The organism is Paenibacillus sp. SSG-1, from assembly GCF_002224835.1.
Lineage (GTDB): Bacteria > Bacillota > Bacilli > Paenibacillales > Paenibacillaceae > Paenibacillus_AQ > Paenibacillus_AQ favisporus.
In genome coordinates, this window is sequence record NZ_MBRK01000001.1 from 1,125,916 (window position 1) to 1,144,212 (window position 18,297).

The 18,297-nt window shown below is 56.1% G+C and carries 19 protein-coding genes; 18 read left to right on the top strand and 1 reads right to left on the bottom strand.

The window, feature by feature from the left end; translation table 11 throughout:
• Positions 1 to 33 precede the first annotated feature (33 nt).
• The 8 genes from BCV73_RS05295 to BCV73_RS05330 all read left to right on the top strand — a co-directional run bounded on the left by BCV73_RS05295 (position 34) and on the right by BCV73_RS05330 (position 8,410).
• Positions 34 to 687, top strand: a complete 654-nt coding sequence (locus BCV73_RS05295; protein WP_076168789.1) for a response regulator transcription factor — start codon at positions 34 to 36, stop codon at positions 685 to 687.
• The gene (locus tag BCV73_RS05300; protein ID WP_089546358.1) at positions 680 to 1,801 is read left to right on the top strand and encodes a sensor histidine kinase; all 1,122 of its coding nucleotides are present in this window, start codon (positions 680 to 682) and stop codon (positions 1,799 to 1,801) included. Before BCV73_RS05295 ends, BCV73_RS05300 begins: the two co-directional genes overlap by 8 nt.
• Before the next feature lie 62 nt (positions 1,802 to 1,863).
• Positions 1,864 to 2,268: a nucleoside-diphosphate kinase gene (gene ndk / locus BCV73_RS05305; protein ID WP_089546359.1), complete on the top strand. Its 405-nt coding sequence runs from the start codon at positions 1,864 to 1,866 to the stop codon at positions 2,266 to 2,268.
• A gap of 229 nt (positions 2,269 to 2,497) precedes the next feature.
• The gene (locus BCV73_RS05310) at positions 2,498 to 2,686 is read left to right on the top strand and encodes a hypothetical protein (RefSeq protein ID WP_076168783.1); all 189 of its coding nucleotides are present in this window, start codon (positions 2,498 to 2,500) and stop codon (positions 2,684 to 2,686) included.
• Positions 2,687 to 2,945: 259 nt separating this feature from the next.
• Positions 2,946 to 3,491 (top strand): OsmC family protein, encoded by a 546-nt coding sequence (locus BCV73_RS05315; RefSeq protein ID WP_076168781.1) that lies wholly within the window; start codon positions 2,946 to 2,948, stop codon positions 3,489 to 3,491.
• Positions 3,488 to 4,828, top strand: a complete 1,341-nt coding sequence (locus BCV73_RS05320) for an LLM class flavin-dependent oxidoreductase (RefSeq protein ID WP_089546360.1) — start codon at positions 3,488 to 3,490, stop codon at positions 4,826 to 4,828. The genes BCV73_RS05315 and BCV73_RS05320 overlap by 4 nt, the downstream gene beginning before the upstream one ends.
• A 248-nt stretch (positions 4,829 to 5,076) precedes the next feature.
• Complete coding sequence (locus BCV73_RS05325; protein ID WP_179231895.1) at positions 5,077 to 5,979, top strand: helix-turn-helix transcriptional regulator; 903 nt, start codon at positions 5,077 to 5,079, stop codon at positions 5,977 to 5,979.
• A 91-nt stretch (positions 5,980 to 6,070) separates the two neighbouring features.
• Entirely contained in the window at positions 6,071 to 8,410 is a 2,340-nt protein-coding gene (locus BCV73_RS05330) for a X2-like carbohydrate binding domain-containing protein (protein ID WP_179231896.1), read from the top strand.
• Between the two features lie 103 nt (positions 8,411 to 8,513).
• Here the strand turns inward: BCV73_RS05330 and BCV73_RS05335 are convergent, their stop codons facing one another.
• Entirely contained in the window at positions 8,514 to 9,446 is a 933-nt protein-coding gene (locus tag BCV73_RS05335) for a carbohydrate deacetylase (RefSeq protein WP_179231897.1), read from the bottom strand.
• Positions 9,447 to 9,747: 301 nt separating this feature from the next.
• On the opposite strand from BCV73_RS05335, the gene BCV73_RS05340 reads away from it, so the two are divergent.
• The 10 genes from BCV73_RS05340 (at position 9,748) to BCV73_RS05385 (ending at position 18,295) form a co-directional block, all read left to right on the top strand.
• Entirely contained in the window at positions 9,748 to 10,650 is a 903-nt protein-coding gene (locus BCV73_RS05340) for a hypothetical protein (RefSeq protein ID WP_218828104.1), read from the top strand.
• Positions 10,651 to 10,713: 63 nt separating this feature from the next.
• Positions 10,714 to 11,472, top strand: coding sequence for an ABC transporter ATP-binding protein (locus tag BCV73_RS05345; RefSeq protein WP_089546365.1), 759 nt, complete (start codon positions 10,714 to 10,716; stop codon positions 11,470 to 11,472).
• Complete coding sequence (locus BCV73_RS05350; RefSeq protein ID WP_179231898.1) at positions 11,441 to 12,184, top strand: ABC transporter permease; 744 nt, start codon at positions 11,441 to 11,443, stop codon at positions 12,182 to 12,184. Before BCV73_RS05345 ends, BCV73_RS05350 begins: the two co-directional genes overlap by 32 nt.
• A gap of 12 nt (positions 12,185 to 12,196) precedes the next feature.
• A complete protein-coding gene (locus tag BCV73_RS05355) occupies positions 12,197 to 13,660 on the top strand; it encodes a sensor histidine kinase (RefSeq protein WP_089546367.1) in 1,464 nt (487 codons plus the stop codon).
• Positions 13,657 to 14,349, top strand: a complete 693-nt coding sequence (locus BCV73_RS05360) for a response regulator transcription factor (RefSeq protein ID WP_089546368.1) — start codon at positions 13,657 to 13,659, stop codon at positions 14,347 to 14,349. Before BCV73_RS05355 ends, BCV73_RS05360 begins: the two co-directional genes overlap by 4 nt.
• Before the next feature lie 173 nt (positions 14,350 to 14,522).
• A complete protein-coding gene (locus BCV73_RS05365; protein ID WP_089546369.1) occupies positions 14,523 to 15,047 on the top strand; it encodes a DUF2269 family protein in 525 nt (174 codons plus the stop codon).
• Positions 15,048 to 15,063: 16 nt separating this feature from the next.
• A complete protein-coding gene (locus BCV73_RS05370) occupies positions 15,064 to 15,597 on the top strand; it encodes a DUF6220 domain-containing protein (protein ID WP_089546370.1) in 534 nt (177 codons plus the stop codon).
• 193 nt (positions 15,598 to 15,790) lie between these two features.
• Entirely contained in the window at positions 15,791 to 16,156 is a 366-nt protein-coding gene (locus BCV73_RS05375; RefSeq protein WP_089550109.1) for a DUF3870 domain-containing protein, read from the top strand.
• A gap of 281 nt (positions 16,157 to 16,437) precedes the next feature.
• Positions 16,438 to 17,262: a M55 family metallopeptidase gene (locus tag BCV73_RS05380; RefSeq protein ID WP_089546371.1), complete on the top strand. Its 825-nt coding sequence runs from the start codon at positions 16,438 to 16,440 to the stop codon at positions 17,260 to 17,262.
• A 100-nt stretch (positions 17,263 to 17,362) separates the two neighbouring features.
• The gene (locus tag BCV73_RS05385; RefSeq protein WP_076168749.1) at positions 17,363 to 18,295 is read left to right on the top strand and encodes an ABC transporter permease; all 933 of its coding nucleotides are present in this window, start codon (positions 17,363 to 17,365) and stop codon (positions 18,293 to 18,295) included.
• Positions 18,296 to 18,297: the final 2 nt, after the last annotated feature.

Consider the following 18,297-nt stretch of genomic DNA (forward strand, 5'->3'; position numbering starts at 1 on the left):
ATGATTAGATCATAAGAGCAAAAGGAGGACGCTATGATCAACATTATCATTGTGGACGACCATGCCATGGTCCGGTCCGGGCTTCGCATGCTGCTGAGCGCGGCGCCCGACATTGAAGTGGCGGCTGAAGCATCCGAAGGGGACGAAGGCATCCGCATGGCCCTTGAGCATCAGCCGAACGTTGTCCTGATGGACTTAAGCATGCCTCACGGGAAGGACGGGTTAACGGCGGCGACCGAGCTGAAGCAGCAGCTGCCGGACGTGGCGGTTCTCATTCTGACCATGCATGACGACGACGAATACTTGTTCCGGGCGATTCATGCCGGCGCCGCGGGCTATGTGCTCAAGAGCGCGCCCCATGAAGAGCTGCTTACCGCGATCCGCACGGTCGCCGGAGGCGACGCCTATTTGTACCCGACGGCGACGAAGCGGCTGATGAACGAGTATGTGGAGCAGATGCGGAGGGGCGAGAGCACCGATCTGTTCGACGGCCTCTCGGAACGCGAGAAGGAGGTCTTGTCGCTGACGGCCATGGGCTATGCCAACAAAGAAATCGCCGAGCAGCTCGTGATCAGCGTCAAGACCGTCGAGACGCATAAGAGCAATCTGATGGAGAAGCTGGGGCTCAAAACCCGGCCGGAGCTGATCAAATACGCCATGAAGAAGGGGCTGCTGCAATTTGAATAAACAACCGGAACCCGGCAGTAAGATCATCGCCGAGCATGTTGAGTCGCTTCTGTCCCAGCTCGATGAGCAGCTCCCGGAATCCCGGTTCCGCACGGACTTGCGGGAATCGCTGAAACAGCTGGCGGACGTCAAATTCGCCCTGGACGAGTCGTCGATCGTGGCGGTGACCGATCACCGGGGGAGGATCCAATACGTCAACGATAAATTTTGCGAAATCTCGAAATATGACCGCTCCGAGCTCTTGGGCCAGGACCACCGGATCATCAACTCGGGGACGCATTCCAAAGCGTTTATGCGCGACTTGTGGAGCACCATCTCCTCCGGGCGGGTCTGGACCGGAGATATCCGGAACCGGGCCAAAGACGGGACTTATTATTGGGTGAACACGACGATCGTCCCGTTCATAGGCGAGGACGGGACGCCTTATCAATATTTGGCCATCCGCAACGAAGTCACCCGCCTGAAAAAGGTGGAGGAAGAGCTGCAGGAAACGCTGGCCAAGGTCATGACCATTCAGGAAGAAGAGCGGCGCAAATTTTCGCGCGAGCTCCATGACGGCATCGGGCAGAGCTTGTTTTCCCTGCTGATCCAGCTGGACCGGGCCATTGCCTCCCCTGAGCCTGAGAAAGAGGATCTTCGCGGGATCCGCGAGCATGTCGCGGGGGTCATCGAGGAAGTCCGGGGGCTCGCCTGGGAACTGCGGCCGTCCGTTTTGGATGACCTCGGCATCGTCCCTGCGATCCGGACTTATATCGAAAACTATGCATCCCATTATGGGATCAAGGTTGCTTTTGAATGCAATTTGCGCAAGCGTCTGGATATCCAGAAGGAAACCGTGATCTACCGGGTCATTCAGGAGGCGCTGACCAATATCGCCAAGTATGCCGACGTTTCCGAGGCTGAGGTGGAGATCTGGGAGCAAGAAGAGGAGGTTGCCGTGCGCATCAGCGACCAGGGGGCCGGTTTCGAGCCGTCTCTGCCAACCCAAGGAGTGGGACGCTTCAGTATGGCGGAGCGGGCACGGATAGCCGGCGGCCGTCTCCGGATCGACTCCGCGCCGGGAAGCGGAACGACAGTAACGTTGACGCTGCCGAAATCAACGGCGAAACTGTGAGAAATCTCACTTCTTTTTTCCGGCTTAACCCGTAAGATGGGGGCAAGAAGGAGATGACAACGATGAGCGAAAAAGCATTCGTCATGATTAAACCCGACGGCGTCCGGCGGGGGCTGGTCGGCGAAATCGTCAGCCGCTTTGAGAAGAAGGGACTCCGTCTGCTGCGCGGCGAGATCATGGAAATTTCCCGGGAAACGGCGCGCGTGCATTACGGCCATCTTCAGGACAAGCCGTTCTTTGAAGAACTGGTCGATTACATTACGTCCGGACCGGTTTTTGCCATGATCGTGGAAGGGAAGGAAGCGGTGGCTAACGCGCGTTCCCTCATCGGTCCCACCAATCCGGCTGAGGCGCCTCCCGGCACGATCCGTGGCGACTTCGGGCTGGCCGTTGAAGAGAATGTCATCCACGGATCCGATTCGCCGGAGCATGCGCGCAGGGAAATCCGGTTATTTTTCGAAAAATAGCGTTTGAACGCCGCAAGTGTAAAATAGGTCACAGTTTCAGTTTGTGTTCGGATATATAATGAAACTGCAGGGGGAAGCCGAAAAGAGCATGCATGCCGGACTTTCAAGCATTATAACTTTGGAGGCCCGGCCCTCTTCCGCCTGATGATGTGAAGTGTTTCACAACTCTGGCAGTCTTTCGCATCATGACCTGGATGAGCAGTCCTATCACGAGAAGAGGTGAACGGTGATGACCGAGATCAATCAACTCCGCGACCTGACGACATTTATGATCCACTGCTGCTATACCTGTCCGAAAGCTTACGAGTGCACGACCGAGGAGCAATGCCTGGCCTGCTGGAAGGCGCAGCATACAGGTGTTGAAGAGCAGCCGGATGCGGAAACGACGGAAAAGCTTTTGAAGGAATACGCACTTTAGGCCGAGCATGGCGGGTGAACACCGTGAGAAAGCTATCGCTACAAAATTAAGGTTTGTCCCAAATAGGCTAGATCATTGGGTCGTCGTTTACGGCGGCCTTTTTTGTTTGGATTTAAATTTTGCATGCGCGAATTGGATTTTTCTATTACACAAGCCGCTGGAGTTCCCCTATATTTATAATTACTACTTTTCTTATAGGATTTATAGAAAATTCCGTTGGTGGCATGGCGGAAAAAATCAGTGGGAGGCGAAGTCCAATATGGCTGATCTGAATGAGTATTTGAAGCAAAAGAGGAATGCGCTGCTGCTCCGGCGAGCAAAGGCCGAAGCGGAGCCGGCGCAGGCCGTCAACACGCTGCGTGCCAAAGTGTCGGCCAAGGGAAGAAGCGGGGTGCGCGAAATCCGGATCCGGGATTACCGGGTGATCAGCGATAGTCCGCCTGACTTTGCCGGCTATGACCTGGGGCCTTCGTCACCTGAACTTCAGCTCGGCGTGCTCGGCAGCTGCCTGACGCATATTACGCTCATTCAAGCCGCGGAACGCGAGGTGTCCCTGCACAGCTTGGAAGTTGAAGTGGAGGCGCAGATGCATCCGCTGGCGGGAAGACCCGGATACGAGCATATTCCTATCTACCCGCATGACATCCGCTACCGGCTGATCATTGAATCAGACGAAAGCGAGGAGACGCTGCAGGCGCTGCACGAGGCTGTCGAACGGGTCTGCCCGATTTTCAATTTGCTCCGTGATCCCCAGGCGATCGAAGGCGAGCTGGTCCTCAGCCGGCCGGAGGAGGCTGTACGATGACCATAAGGCAATTAAAGCTGGGTGCAAATCTCAATGGCGTCGGCAACAGCATTTCTTTCTGGAGGCATCCCTCTATTCCCACCGACGCTAGCGTAAGCCTGGAGTTTTACAAGCAGCAGGCGCTGAAGGCGGAAGAGGGGAAATTCGATTTGCTGTTCATCGCAGACGGTTTGTACATTAACGAGAAGTCCAATCCTCATTTTCTGAACCGGTTCGAGCCGCTGACCCTGTTGTCCGCCCTGTCGGCCGTGACGACGAATATCGGCCTCGTAGCCACCCTGTCCACGTCCTACAGCGAGCCGTTCACCGTGGCCCGGCAGTTCGCTTCTATCGATAAATTAAGCGGGGGCAGAGCGGGTTGGAATGTGGTCACCTCGCCGCTGGAGGGCTCTGCGCTCAATTTCGGCAAGGGAGAGCACCCCCAGCATTCCCTGCGGTACGAAATCGCCGAGGAACATGTGGAGGTTGTCAAAGGACTGTGGGATTCCTGGGAGGATGACGCGTTTGTCGGGGATAAGGCGGCAGGGGTATTTTTCGACCCGTCCAAGCTGCATACGCTGCACCATCAAGGCAAGCACTTTTCCGTGCAGGGGCCGCTCAACATCGCACGGTCAAAGCAGGGGCATCCGGTCATCTTTCAAGCCGGATCCTCCGAGTCCGGCAGGGATTTGGCGGCCCGCACCGCGGACGCGATTTATACCGCGCACGAGACGCTGGAGGAAGCACGCGCTTTCTACCAGGACGTCAAAGGGCGAGCCGCATCGTACGGCCGCAAGCCGGAGGAGCTGCTGATCTTCCCGGGAATCGGGCCGATCGTCGGGCGCACTGAGGAGGAGGCGGAGCGGAAATACCGCGAGATTGCGGAGCTCGTTTCGATCGATCAGGCGCTGAATTACTTGGGACGTTATTTCGACCATTTCGACTTTTCGCAATTCCCCTTGGACGAGCCGTTCCCGGACATCGGTGATTTGGGCAGCAACAGCTTCCGCAGCACGACGGACAAAATCAAGCAGGAAGCCAGGGAGCAGGGGCTCACGCTCCGCGAAGTGGCGCTGCGGGCTTCGACCCCGCGCACCTCATTTATCGGTACGCCGGAGCGGGTCTCTGACCTGATTCAGGAATGGTTTGAAGAAGGGGCGGCCGACGGCTTCAATGTCCGGACCGTGGTGCCGAACGGTCTGGCCGATTTCGTCGATCTCGTGGTGCCGATCCTTCAGGCGCGGGGCCTGTACCGGACGGAGTACGAAAGCGATACGCTGCGCGGGAATCTCGGGCTGCCGGTCCCGGCCAACCGGTACGCGGCTCAAAACCTCGCCAAGGCAGTCCACGAAGCTTAGCCGTCATTGCACCGGCATGCTTGGCACTGCATCGGTGCACGGGAAGTACCATGCACCGATTGCAGCCGATTCATTGCATATCTACTGCCGATTCGTTCGGTTTACCGCCGTGGACTAAGGAGAAGAAGCTGTTTTCTTCTCCTTTTTTGCCGTTCCTTCCAAATCCATAACAAAACACCTGTATCGTCCCCAGAAGCGGGTTTATGCTATTAAACGAACCTTAAACCTACGGATGAAGGGGGATGAGCATGGATCCGATTCACCAGCAATTCATGAGCCGGCAGCTGGCCCAGCTGCGCGTTCAGCTGCTCCTCGCCAAGAGGTCTGTCTGCCATGCCGGTTGGCAGCGGCTCCGGTTTACCCCAACGTACGACAAGCTGTATTACATATGCAACGGGGAAGGATGGTTGCAGGTCGGCCACAAGCAGCTTCGGCCCAAGGCGGGGGAGCTGGTGCTGATCCCGGGCGGATTGGAGCAATCGTATTCCGTGACCGCCGGACCGCCGTATACGAAATATTGGTGCCATTTTCGCTCCAATGTCCCTTTGAGGCGTTTGTTCCATTTGTACGGCCTTCCGCATGCCGTTTGGGCAGGGGATTCCGCCGACCTGAGCAGCCGATTTCAAGAACTGGTAGAGCACCGGGCGAATCCTGGTCCCGCCGGACCGCTCCGGATTCAATCCGCGCTGCTGTCGATCATCGCCTTTTTTATCGAACGGGCCCTGCGGTTTCAACGGGCGAAATACGCTTCCGTCTCACCCAAGGAACTGATGGAGACGCTCCATTTTATCGACCTGCATCTGTCCGGGGATCTTACGATCGAAGAGCTGTCCCGGCAGGCGCATTTCCACCCCAACTATTTTATCCGGATGTTCAAAAGGCATCTCGGCATGACGCCGATGCGTTATATTCAGGAGCGAAGGCTGGAGCATGCGCAGCAGCTGCTGGAGACGCCGGATTTGGCGATTACCGAAATCGCCGGCCAGAGCGGCTTTAAGGATTTGTCCCACTTTTCCGCGGCCTTCAAAAAAAAGTACGGCGCTTCCCCTTCCGAATACCGGAATCTGCTGATGAACGGCCATGCCAACCTCATGCCTGAAGCACAGCCTATGCTCGAACCAAGTTGTTTGTTTGAGAACAATTCAGGTTAGGCTAATCCCTTTCGGCCCCTCTTGTAAGCGCTGTATGATGAGGAGAACCGCCGGCAACCGGCGGAATCCGGGCAAATGTGAGGTGGAGTTCATGAGAATGGTCGCCGGCTTGAAAATGATGATGGCGATTGGCGTGATGTTCGGCAGCGGCTTGTCTGTTCCCTCGGTACATACGGCAGCTGCCCCTGCTCCTGCGAAGCATCCGGCCATGCTGTATGTGGCCCAAAATGGCAGCGATGCCAATGACGGATCGAAGCAGAAGCCTTTTGCAACATTGGAAAAAGCCAGGGATGTCATCCGCGGAATGATCCGGAATCACACGCTCCCCGCAGGCGGGGCTTCTGTCCTGATCCGCGGCGGCGAATACCGTCTCAGCCGGACATTCGAGCTGAACGAGCAGGATTCGGGGACGAAGGATGGTCCGATTACGTACCAGGCCTACAATGGCGAGAAGGTGAGCCTCGTCGGCGGAGATACGCTGAATCCGTCGGAGTTTCGCCCGGTATCCGATCCTGAGGTGCTGGGCAGAATTCCGCAGGAGGGCCGGGGCAAAATCGTCCAGCTGGACCTGAAGTCCCTTGGCATTACGGACTACGGTGAGCTGGGGAACAACCTCGCCGTCGCCCCGGAATTATGGGTGAACGGCAATGCCATGACGCTGGCGCGGTGGCCGAACGCAGGTTTCACTACAGTCGATCAGGTCGTGGACAAAGCGGACGAAGCGGCCGGCAAGGGCTACACCTTTACGTTCAAGGATGAGATGCCGCATGCCTGGCAGTCGTTCCGGGATGCCTGGATGCTTGGGTATTGGGGGAATGACTGGTTCACCAACGACCTTCAGATCAAGTCGATCGACCAGGCGCAGAAGCGGATCGAAACGTTCAAGGGCAGCAGCTATGCGATGAAAGCCGGACAGCGTTTTTATTTCTACAACGTCCTCGAAGAGCTCGACCGGCCGGGCGAATGGTATTTGAACCGGGAGAACGGCATGCTGTACCTGTATCCTCCGGCCCCACTGAATAGCATCACAATCCAGCTATCCGCTTTCACGCAGGACATGATTCGGATGGATCACGTATCGAACGTGACGTTAAGAGGGATGGCCCTGGAAGTAAGCCGGGGCAACGCGATCACGATGACCGGCGGCGGCAGCAACCTCATCTCCAATATGGAGATCAGCAAAATGGGCGGCTATGCGGTCAAAATCGACGGCGGACAAAACAACGGCGTATCCGGCTGCAGCATTTACAGCATGGGGAACGGGGGTGTGATCCTGAACGGGGGAGATGCCGCAACGTTGACGGCTGCCGGGAATTATGCGGACAACAACGACATCAGCAACTATGCGCGGATCAAATTGACGTACGCCTCGGCCGTGGAAATCAACGGAGTCGGCAACCGCGTGACGCATAACAAGATGCATAATGCTCCCCATTTTGCCATTCAGTTCCGGGGGAACGACCATACGATCGCGTACAACGAGATTTACGATGTGGTCAAGGAAACAGCCGACGCCTCAGCCATTTACTCGGGCAGAAGCTTCGTATGGCGCGGCAATGCCATCAATTACAATTACATCCACGACATCAAGGCCAGCAATCTGCGGGTCTCCACCGCGGCTATTTATCTGGACGACTATATGAGCGGTGTGGAAATGCGCGGCAACGTCATCACCGATATCGGCAAGCAGGCGTTCAAGCTGGCCAATGGACGGGAAAACGTCGTCGAAAACAACCTTGTCATCCATGCCGGAAATGTGATTGCATTTATGGCACGGAACTATAAGCCGGGAGAAAAGAATTACGACTCGTTGATGGGCAAGTTCGATCAGGTCCCTTATCAAGGCGAGATCTGGAGCAAACGCTACCCGACGCTCCCGGACATCTTGAACGACGAGCCGCTCCTTCCGAAGCGGAACGTGGTGCGGAATAATGTTTTTGTGGGCAGCGGTCCAATCACGGGGGAGGTCGAGCAGAACATGGCACTGGGAACATTTGAGAACAACATCTCAGTCGGCAAGCTGACCGAACTGGTTCCGGTGGACGGAACGGCAGGCGGCCTGCAGCTGAAGCGGAATGCCAAGGCGCTCAGCCGGATTCCGGAGCTTAAAGGCATTCCATTTGGCGAAATGGGGCTTCAGGCATCAGGCCTCCCTCCGGCGCAGTCGGCTGTATCGGCAGCGACCGCGACTTACGTCCGGGGCGGAGACCAGACTGAATTTCAGATGAGCCTGAACGGCAACCGGCTGGTATCGGTCCAGGATGAATCCGGGAAGTTACGTAAAGAGACGGATTACACACTTGAAGGATCGACCCTTGTGCTGCAAAAGGCTTATCTGTCGCAGCTTCCCGACGGGCCGCAGCCGCTCCGGCTGACCTTCAGCGCAGGAAACGACGCGTTTGTGACGGTGGACGTCCACCCGCAGCAGTGAGTCGTTCCAAGAGAATGCAGGAATGAACTGCTGAATCCTTTTGCGAAGGCGCTGAAGTTTATCATGCGATGGAAAGCCCTCCACACGGAGGGCTTTCGGCATGTTACGGCAGGGAAGGCTTCCCGGAGGGGGTTACGGAACGTCTGCGCCGGCGCTTAAGGTTTGCGTGCCTGCCGGTTTGCGTGATCGGCGAGCGCGATCTCCTTTTCGCTAAAGAGCTTCGCGGGACGGTGGTTTTTTTAAGCGGGGCTGCGGATGAAACTCCGTCATCGGATAAAACGGGGCGCTCCCTGACGGCGTTAAAGTTCACCGGTTCAATGGAACATGCTTGCATCGTCCAAGCAATTTCGGGATTGGTAAATACCCGAAGCTCGCGCTCCCGGATCTCAGTCCATTCAGACAAGCCGCGCAGCACGTCATCCACGTAACCGGGATGGCACATAATCTCGGTCAATCCATCCGGAGCAGAGCGGATATAGCGCAGCAGCCGCTGCAGGCCTTCGCTGTCGCCATAGGTGTCCAGAAGGACTCGGTCTGTCATTTTCAGAGCAGGCGGGGAAAGATGAGAATGTTCAATCTGCGATCTCCGAAGCGGGATCCGGTGCCTGCACGCCAGCTCAGCCATCACTCGGTAGATCACAGGGTCGTCCTGATGCAGCAGCTGATGTGAATCCAGGTGTGTGGGGAACAGGGAGGTCTCCAGGAACCGGTTCCACTGGGCATCCAGCTCGGCGGCAACATCGGCGGCATTCCGGCTGCGTCTGATTTTACCATCAAGAAATACCCCGTTCTCTCTCACCAGCGAAGGGACGGCAGCCGGGTCCGACAAGGGCCGTCCATATGTCAGGTTAAAATGCAGCCCGACGCCGAGACCGGGCAGCGAGCGTGCTGCATGCACAGCGTCCGCCAAACCGGGCATATTGACCATCATCGAGGTGCTGGTGATTCCACCGGCCCGGTATGCCTCAATAATGCCGCGGTTCACGGCAGGTGACAGGCCAAAATCGTCGGCATTGATAATGACTTGCCGGTTCATCGCAGCGCACTCCCTCCATCGTTCATAGAATCTGGCCATAAATAACCGATGATACAGCTTAATGCGGTACGCAGGCGTTTGGAAACGTACGGACGCCCGGCCGGGAAGGTTTTCCCGCATCGTGCCCGGACAGCGATGACCGGGCGCATTTTTATACTTTTTTTAGATTTGGTTTAGAGGCGTTTTAGAGATGGGGGATAAGATGGTGATTAGAGGGCCAGGGCGAGTCCGCTCCGAAGGCGGACGGCAGCTGCCATTCCGGGACCCGGCCTTTCTAATTCACGAAACAATGGAGGATATGATGAGAAAAAAATGGTTGTCGGCAGGAGCGGTTGTCGGGCTGGGCGCGGTTATGCTGTTCGCAAGCGGGTATTCCGTCATGGCGAACACATCCGGATATGAAGCTTACAAATCAGCGTTTACGCATACGAAGGGCGCTGACAGCATGGCTTCCCATGTCGTATGGAGTTTGAGCGATAACGGTAAGAAGGTGCTGTCCGGTACGGCGGACATGAAGGTCAATCACGCCAAACAGGCGATGAGCATGACGGCGGTGGTAGACGACGGTACACGGACACATACGATGCAGACATATAGACAGGACGGCAAGATGATTCTAAAGAGCAGTGATTCGGAAGTATATCGGGTGATGGACCAGGCGCCAGAGTGGCAGCATGACGGTAAAGCGGCCCAAATGCCGCAAGCCGCGGAGCAGGTAATGGAAGCGCTGATGGGGAACATCAAGGATTTGGCGACAGTGGAGACGGGCAGCGACGGTACGAAGGAGGCGGAGCTCCATCTATCGGGCAGCCAGATTCCGGCCGTGGTGAATGCTGTAGGCTCACTCATCGCTTCCAAGGCCGGCAGCGCGGATGGCTGGAATCACGGTGCGGCGGTTCAGGGACATCTGCCGGCCGGACATTCGGAATGGAAGGTGAGTCTGCCGAAGCTGACGGATGAGATCAAGGTGGAGCAGGTCGATCTGGATGCCAAAATCGGCAAAAACGCTGCCTTGGAAAACCAATCGGCGGAAATCCGGGTTACGGGGAAGGATGCGGCAGGAGCAGCGCATGAGCTTACCTTCCAACTGAACGCCGGCTTCTCGGGGTATGACGCAACGACGCCCGACCGGGTCGATCTCGCGGGTAAACAGACCGAGAAGGTCGATAACCGATGGGAACGAAACGGCTGGAATCGTCACTAAGCAGGAAGGCGGCCGGACAGGAGAAGGTCCGGCCGCCCTTTTTTAGAAGGAGGGCTAGAATAAATGAACAGCGTACTTGAAGTGGAGGGAATCACCAAGCTATTCCGTAACCACCGCGGGGTCAAGGATGTGTCATTTACCGCCTCGGAGGGCGAAGTATTCGGATTCATTGGGCCCAACGGCGCGGGCAAGACGACGGTGCTCAAAATCATAACGGGCTTAATCCGGCCGGATCGGGGAAACGTCCGGATCATGGGGCATGATATCGCGGAGCGTTTTGAACAGGCCATCAGCCATACGGGGTGTATCATTGAGACCCCGGAAGCTTATGAATACATGAGCGCCCGCGATAATTTGAAGCTGTCGGCACGGTTTTACAAGGATCTGCCGGCAAGCCGGATTGACGAAGTATTGGAGAAGGTCGGTCTCAAGCCATACCGCCATGAACGGGTGCGCGGCTTTTCGCTGGGAATGAAGCAGCGGCTGGGGCTGGCTTCGGCGCTGCTGTCCGCTCCGCGGCTGGTGCTTCTCGACGAACCGACGAACGGGCTGGATATCGAAGGGATGGCCGATTTTCGCAGCACGGTCCGGCAGCTAGCAGACCAAGGAATCACCTTCCTCATTTCCAGCCACTTGATCCACGATCTGAGCTTGATCGCGGACCGCGTCGGCGTGATGCGTGAGGGTCGTCTGATCAGCCTGGGAAGGGATGACGAATGGAACGGGGCAGGCCTGTCGCTGGAACAATACGTCACTTTTAAATTGCTGGAGTCCAAGGAGGGGGAGCGCGATGCACAGCTTATACGCCAATCTGCTGAATGAAACAGAGAAGCTCTGGCGGCAGCGCCGGACGAAGGGATTCCTGCTGTTGGCTTTGATCCTTCCGGCCGTTACCGTGCTGCTGTCCAGCCTTCTGAAGATGAGGGCAGGCATGCTGTTTGGACTGGAGGGAAGCCTCCCGGTGGCCATGCTTCACTTGTTCACCTTTGCGATCATTCCGCTCTACATGGCGGCTGCGGCAGCCCACTCGTTTGCCGGGGAAGTGGCGGCCCGCACGATGAAGCTGGTTCTGCTGCGGCCGGTTACGCGTGCCCGGGCATACGCGTCTAAAGTGATCGCCATCGCGGTGTTTGCCGCCCTATGCCTTGGCGTGCTCTGGATCGCCTCAACCGTATCGGCGTGGGCGGTCGGGGGACCGGCAGGCGGCATGGCGGACAGCCTGAAGGCGTACGCCGCTTCCTTAGTGCCAATGATGGCCATCGGCCTGGTGTGCGTATTTATTGCGCAGCTGTTTTCGTCCGGAACCAGCGCCTTAATGACCATCGTGCTGATCTATGCCGCGGCCAAAGCGCTGCCTTTACTGCTGCCGCAGCTGTCTGCCTGGTCCGTCTTTTCCTACACACGCTGGGATGTGCTGTGGACCGGCAGCGGGGCGCCGGCGGGTACACTGCTCAATACGTTTCTCCTGCTGCTGTCTTATATTATAATGGCTTATGCGGCGGGACTCATGATGTTCGCGAGAAAACAGCTCTAAGGAGATTGGCCCATGTCCATCAAAACAAGACTTTTGCTTTCTTATATTGCGATGACCTTCATCCCGGTCGTTCTGTTCGCTGTGATTGCCGGAGGGCTGTATACCGTATTGTTCAAAAACATCGGGGAAGGCCGCGGCACCCCTGCCATTTGGGAAAAAGCAAGCCTTCGCGGCGAAATGGCCGCCGGCCTCAAGTTTATGATCCAGACCGAACCCGATCGGTTCGCCGATCCCTCCTTCGTGGCCAAAGCGGACGAACAGCTGACCCGATTGGATGCGGGGATCGTCGTAACGGAAGACGGCCGGATCACGTATGCCTCCGATCTGCTCCGCGGCGTCGATGTGGAGAAGGAAATCCAGAAGTGGCAGCCGGCGATGTCCTGGCACCGCTGGGGAGCGAAAGGAAGCGGCCGGTTCTCCGTGGAGAAATTCGATGTCGCGTTCAGCGGCCAGCATACGGGGGCGGTCTACGTCTTGACGGATATGAGCACATTTTTTGCGGAAGCCAAAAAGTTATTCCCGCTGATGATACTATCCCTGCTTCTGGTCATCGGGTTAACCAACGGAATACTGACCTTTCTGGTCTCCCGGAGCCTGATCAAGCCGCTGTATGCATTAAAGCATGCCGCAGAGCAGATCAAGGACGGGGATCTGAGCCACGAAATCGCGCTGAAGCGCAAGGATGAGATCGGGGAGCTGGGAGAGGCGTTTGAAGAAATGCGGAGCCGCCTGAGCGAATCGATCCGCCTGCAGCTGCAGTACGAGGATAACCGCAAGGAGCTGATCGCGAGCATTTCCCATGATCTCAAGACGCCGATTACCGGCATCAAGGCTTGTGTGGAGGGCCTTCAGGACGGGATTGCCGATACCGAGGCGATGCGGGATAAGTATATGGGGATGATCGCGAAAAAGACGGAGGATATGGACCGGCTGATTGAAGAACTGCTGCTGTTCTCGAAGCTGGATTTGAAGAAGCTGCCTTTTCATATGGAGCCGACCGATCTGAAGGGATATGTAGCGGACTGTGTTCAGGAGCTGCAGCTCGATCCCCGGATGTCCGGCGTGAAGATCGCGTGTGAACTGCCTGATAGGGAGCGCGTCCAGGTGATGGCGGACCGGGAGAAGCTGCGCAGAGTGATCCTGAATATTATCGACAACAGTCTGAAGTATTTGGATAAGGCGGACAAGGAACTGACCGTAAACCTGAGCGACGGGCCGGATGAGGCTGTGATCCGGATCAAGGATAACGGCTCCGGGATTGAAGAGGCGGCGCTGCCGCATATTTTCGACCGGTTCTACCGCGCTGAGCCGTCGCGAAATACGGATACCGGCGGGAGCGGCCTCGGGCTTGCGATCGTTAAGCAAATGATCGAGGGCATGGGAGGCAGAGTCTGGGCGGAGAGCCGTACCGGTGAAGGAACGAGCATTTATTTTGCGTTGCCAAAGATGACAGGAGATGGCGGTGAGCGGGCGTGAAGCGCATTTTGATTATTGAGGATGAACTGGTCATTGCGGAAGTGGAAAAGGATTATTTGGAGGCGGGCGGATATGCCGTCGACGTCGCGGCAAGCGGGGATGCCGGCCTGAAGAAGGCGCTGGAAGAAGAGTACGATTTGATCATCCTCGATTTGATGCTGCCGAAGGTGGACGGATTCGAAATCTGCCGCCAGGTCCGCGAGGCGAGGAACATTCCGATCCTGATGGTGACCGCCCGCAAGGAGGACATCGATAAAATCCGGGGACTCGGCCTCGGTGCGGACGATTATATTACGAAGCCCTTCAGCGTAGGCGAGCTTGTAGCACGCGTCAAAGCGCATCTGTCCCGCTATGACCGGCTGACGTCGGAGCATCGGCGGGAGCCGAAGAGCGAGCTGCGGCTGCGGGGAATCCGGATTGACCAGCTGTCCCGCAAGGTGTTCGTGAACGAACAGGAGGTGCTGCTGACCTCCAAAGAGTATGATCTGCTGCTGTTCCTGTGCACGCACCCGAACCGGGTGTTCAGCAAGGACGACCTGTTCGAACGAATTTGGGGACTCGATGCTTTGGGGGATAACGCCACCGTCACCGTGTATATCAGCAAATTAAGGGAGAAAATCGAAGCGAACCCCTCCAAGCCGCAATATATCGAGACGATCTGGGGTGTGGGTTACCGCTTTAATGTATAGATGAAGATACGCATTTGATCCTAATAAACGTTTTTGGGAAGGCCTTTACTGTCGGTAAAGGCCTTTTTGCGTTTTCGGAGCTTGGAGGCCCGAGCGTGTTTTTATACTTTTTTTAGATTCGGTTTAGAGCCGGTTTAGAATCGGGATCTATGCTGAAGAAGGAGGTGAATCGGATGAAAAAAATGACGGTGAAGCAGCGGAAATGGCTGCTGACCCTGCACTTGCTGTTTTCTGCCGTTATGCTGGGCACGGCTGTTATTTTCTTGTTCTTGAGCATTACGGCAGCCGTCACAGAGGATGAGGGCGTATTTCGCGCATGCTACAGCATCATGCATATGCTGTCCGAAAAGACGGTGCGCGTGTCCACGATCGCAACGCTCGTAACCGGCATCATGCTGTCGGTCTGGACGCCGTGGGGATTGTTCAAATATTACTGGATCATCGTCAAGGAAATCCTGACGCTGCTTCTGGTCATTCTCGGGCCCGTCGGCATGTATTACTGGACGCTGCAAGCGGTCCAATACGTCTCCGAGCCGGGAATGCAGGGTATCCTCAGCCCGGAATTTACGGTGAACAACGTACAGCTGTGGACCGGGATCATTCTGCAGATCGTTTCGCTGGCAGGGTTATTTATCATTTCGGTATTCAAACCGTGGGGAGCACGGCGGGACAAAGCAAGACTCCATGTTAAAAGATGAAAGGGAGCGGTAAGGAATGGGTGGCAGGAACGAAAAGCAGGGGAAAAATGAAGTAAAAGGAGGTTTCGGTACGAAATCGGAGCCTGGGCGGCAGTTTAACTCCGGTGATGCAGGAGCTGCAACGATGCCGGTCCGGATCCGAACCGTAAGTTGGATCTACGGATTGTTGGCGGCGGGTTACCTCGCCTGTGTTGTTGTGCAGGTGTTTTTAGCCGGCCTCGGCATTTTGGTGGATCCCGGCGATTTGCAGCTGCATCGCGTCTTTGCGAACGTTTTTGAGTTCGTTCCTATTGTAATGTTAGTCCTGTCCTTCTTGGGGGATATCCGGGGTGGTCTAAGATGGTGGCCGCTCGCGCTGTTCGCCTTGACTGCGCTGCAGCACATCACCATTCACAATGTGACAGGTTCGCTGCGTGCACTTCATGCAGTGGATGCGCTGCTGCTGTTCGGGTTGTCGGTGCATTTGGCTAGACGTTCCTGGCCTTGGCTGCTGGGTTCGAACCGTGCCGGGAAGGCCAGTGCGTCGGGATCCGGAGATATGAAAGGTTAGTATATGTGATGTTTTCTGACGTGTCGAAAAATATTAAGCGCTTGCATGAACTTTGTATTTACAAAATCGCGAATCCCTTGTTAGAATAAATAACAAATCAGCTTGTCCTTGCGGCTTATAGGTCGTCCGATGCCGCCCATCGAACATCCCTATGGGTTCAGCAGGAGAAGCGAGGAGACAGGGGATGCGTCAATTGTACGATAAGGACACGATCTACATCGTCGGCGATGCACAAACCTCGGTGAATAATCCGATAACCCAGCAGTACAGCGCTTTTTTTATCGGACTGGTCGTGGACACCGTCAGCCACAAAATCGTGGATGCCGCCTGTTCCTCCACGATTCCACTCACGTCGCAGTTTGTACGCTCTATTTTTCTGGGGAAGAGCATGCTCTCCCTGGAGCCGGTGGCGGAAGAGATCCGGACGAGGTATTACGGCTCTTCGCAGAAGGCGATCATCGTGGCGTTCAAGGATGCGCAGAAGAAGTACAAATCGGCGCTTTCGTCGAGGGAAACTTCGCCGGATTCAAGAGCAGCAGCTATTCGAAACGATTTATAACCGTGTTTTTCCGTGATTCATCAATTGCATACCGCTGCTTTGTTTATCAGTATGGCGACATACGCGTAAATAAAACCCAGCAAATGACATATGCACGCCCGGGCAGCGCAGGCATATGACGTTTGCCGGGTTTTTTTATAATATCAGAAAGGATAAGCTCCAGAGCCATAGCCTCCTGATATTGCAAGAAAAATTACCTTTAAACGCGGTCTGTCTTCTTTGAAGGTACGTCGATAGACGTTTTTCTTTTACCCAAATACGACAATCGGAGGGACTTGAAGATGAAATTGTACATATCCATTGATATGGAGGGCATTACCGGTCTGGTGGACGCGACATTCGTCGATTCCAGCCGCTACAACTACACCCGGGGCCAGCATATCATGACGGCCGAGGCGAATCACGTCATCGAAACCGCTTTTGAAGAAGGGTTCAGCGAGGTGATCGTCAACGACAGCCACTCGAAAATGAACAATCTGATCATCGAAAATCTCCACCCGGACAGCAAACTGATTTCCGGCGACGTCAAACCGTTTTCGATGATGCAGGGGCTTGACGGAAGTTATGCGGGAGCCGTCTTTCTCGGCTATCACGCGATGGCTGCCCGGAAGGGCGTCCTCAGCCATACGATGATTTTCGGCGTCCGGAACATGTATATCAACGACGTCTCCGTAGGCGAATTGGGATTTAACGCTTACGTGGCGGGACATTACGGCGTGCCGGTACTGATGGTGGCCGGTGACGACGAGACGGCTATCGAGGCCGAAAGTCTGCTGCCCGGCGTGACGACGGCGATCGTCAAGGAGCGTATTTCCCGCACGTCGGCGCTGTGCCTGTCACCGGAGAAGAGCGGACGGCTGCTCCGCCAGAAGATGGCTGAAGCGATTGCCGGGCGCGACCGCGTCAAGCCGCTCGTTCCGTCGGAACGCCCGCAGCTGACGATCGAATTCGCGAATTACGGGCAGGCGGAATGGGCCCATCTGATGCCAGGCACCACGATCGAACAGGGATCGCCTGTCGTCTCGTTCCAGGCCAAAGATATTCTTGAAGCGTACCAGGCTATGCTGGTCATGACTGAACTGGCTATGCGAACATCCTTCTGCTGACGAAGGCCGCCTGTTTTCCGAAAATACGCTGTCAGGTTTATCCGAGGTGGATGGGCCTGAAAGAATGCACCATATGCCGAGTAAAGAGAGGGTGAGATTCATGGCGCAATACATTTTGAAGCGTTTCTTATCCATGCTGGTCACGCTGTGGCTGATCGTCACAGTCACCTTTTTCCTGATGCACTCGATTCCCGGCTCTCCGTTTGACCGCGACGGGAAGGAAGCAAGCGCAGCGGTCGTGCAGAACATGATGTCGTTCTACCATCTGGACAAGCCGCTGGGCGTCCAGTATTTGCTGTATCTCAAATCGCTGCTGACCTTCGATCTCGGGCCATCGATATCCCATTACCCGACAACGGTGAACACGATGATCGACCGCGGCTTCCCGGTATCCTTCCAGCTCGGCGCGGCAGCCATTCTGCTGGCGATTGCAGCCGGAATAGCATTAGGTACGGTGGCCGCCCTGAAGCAGAACGGCATCATCGACTATATCGCCATGGTGCTGGCCGTCATCGGTATCGCGGTGCCAAGCTTCGTTATCGCTCCGCTCCTGATCAAATATGTCGCCGTCAAATGGGGGCTGCTGCCGGTCGCTTCGTGGGGAACGTGGAAGCATGTCGTGCTTCCGGCCTTCGCTCTCTCGGTTGGGCCCATCGCCACGATCGCGCGCCTGACCAGGGCCAATCTGATTGAGGTGCTGACCCAGGACTATATGGAGACGGCCCGCTCCAAAGGGCTGTCGCCGGCGAGGATGATCGTCAAGCATGCGCTGCGCAATGCGGTGCTACCCGTGGTGACGCTGCTCGGCGCGCTGCTGGCCAACGTGCTGACGGGGAGCTTCGTCATCGAAAAAATATTCGCGATCCCCGGCATGGGAAAATATTTCGTGGACGGCATCAACAATCGGGATTACGCCGTCATCATGGGCACGACGGTCTTTTACAGCGCACTCCTCATCTTCATGATGTTTATTGTGGATATCGTGTACGGGTTCATCGATCCCCGTATCAAGCTGCATAGAAAGGGGGCCTGACG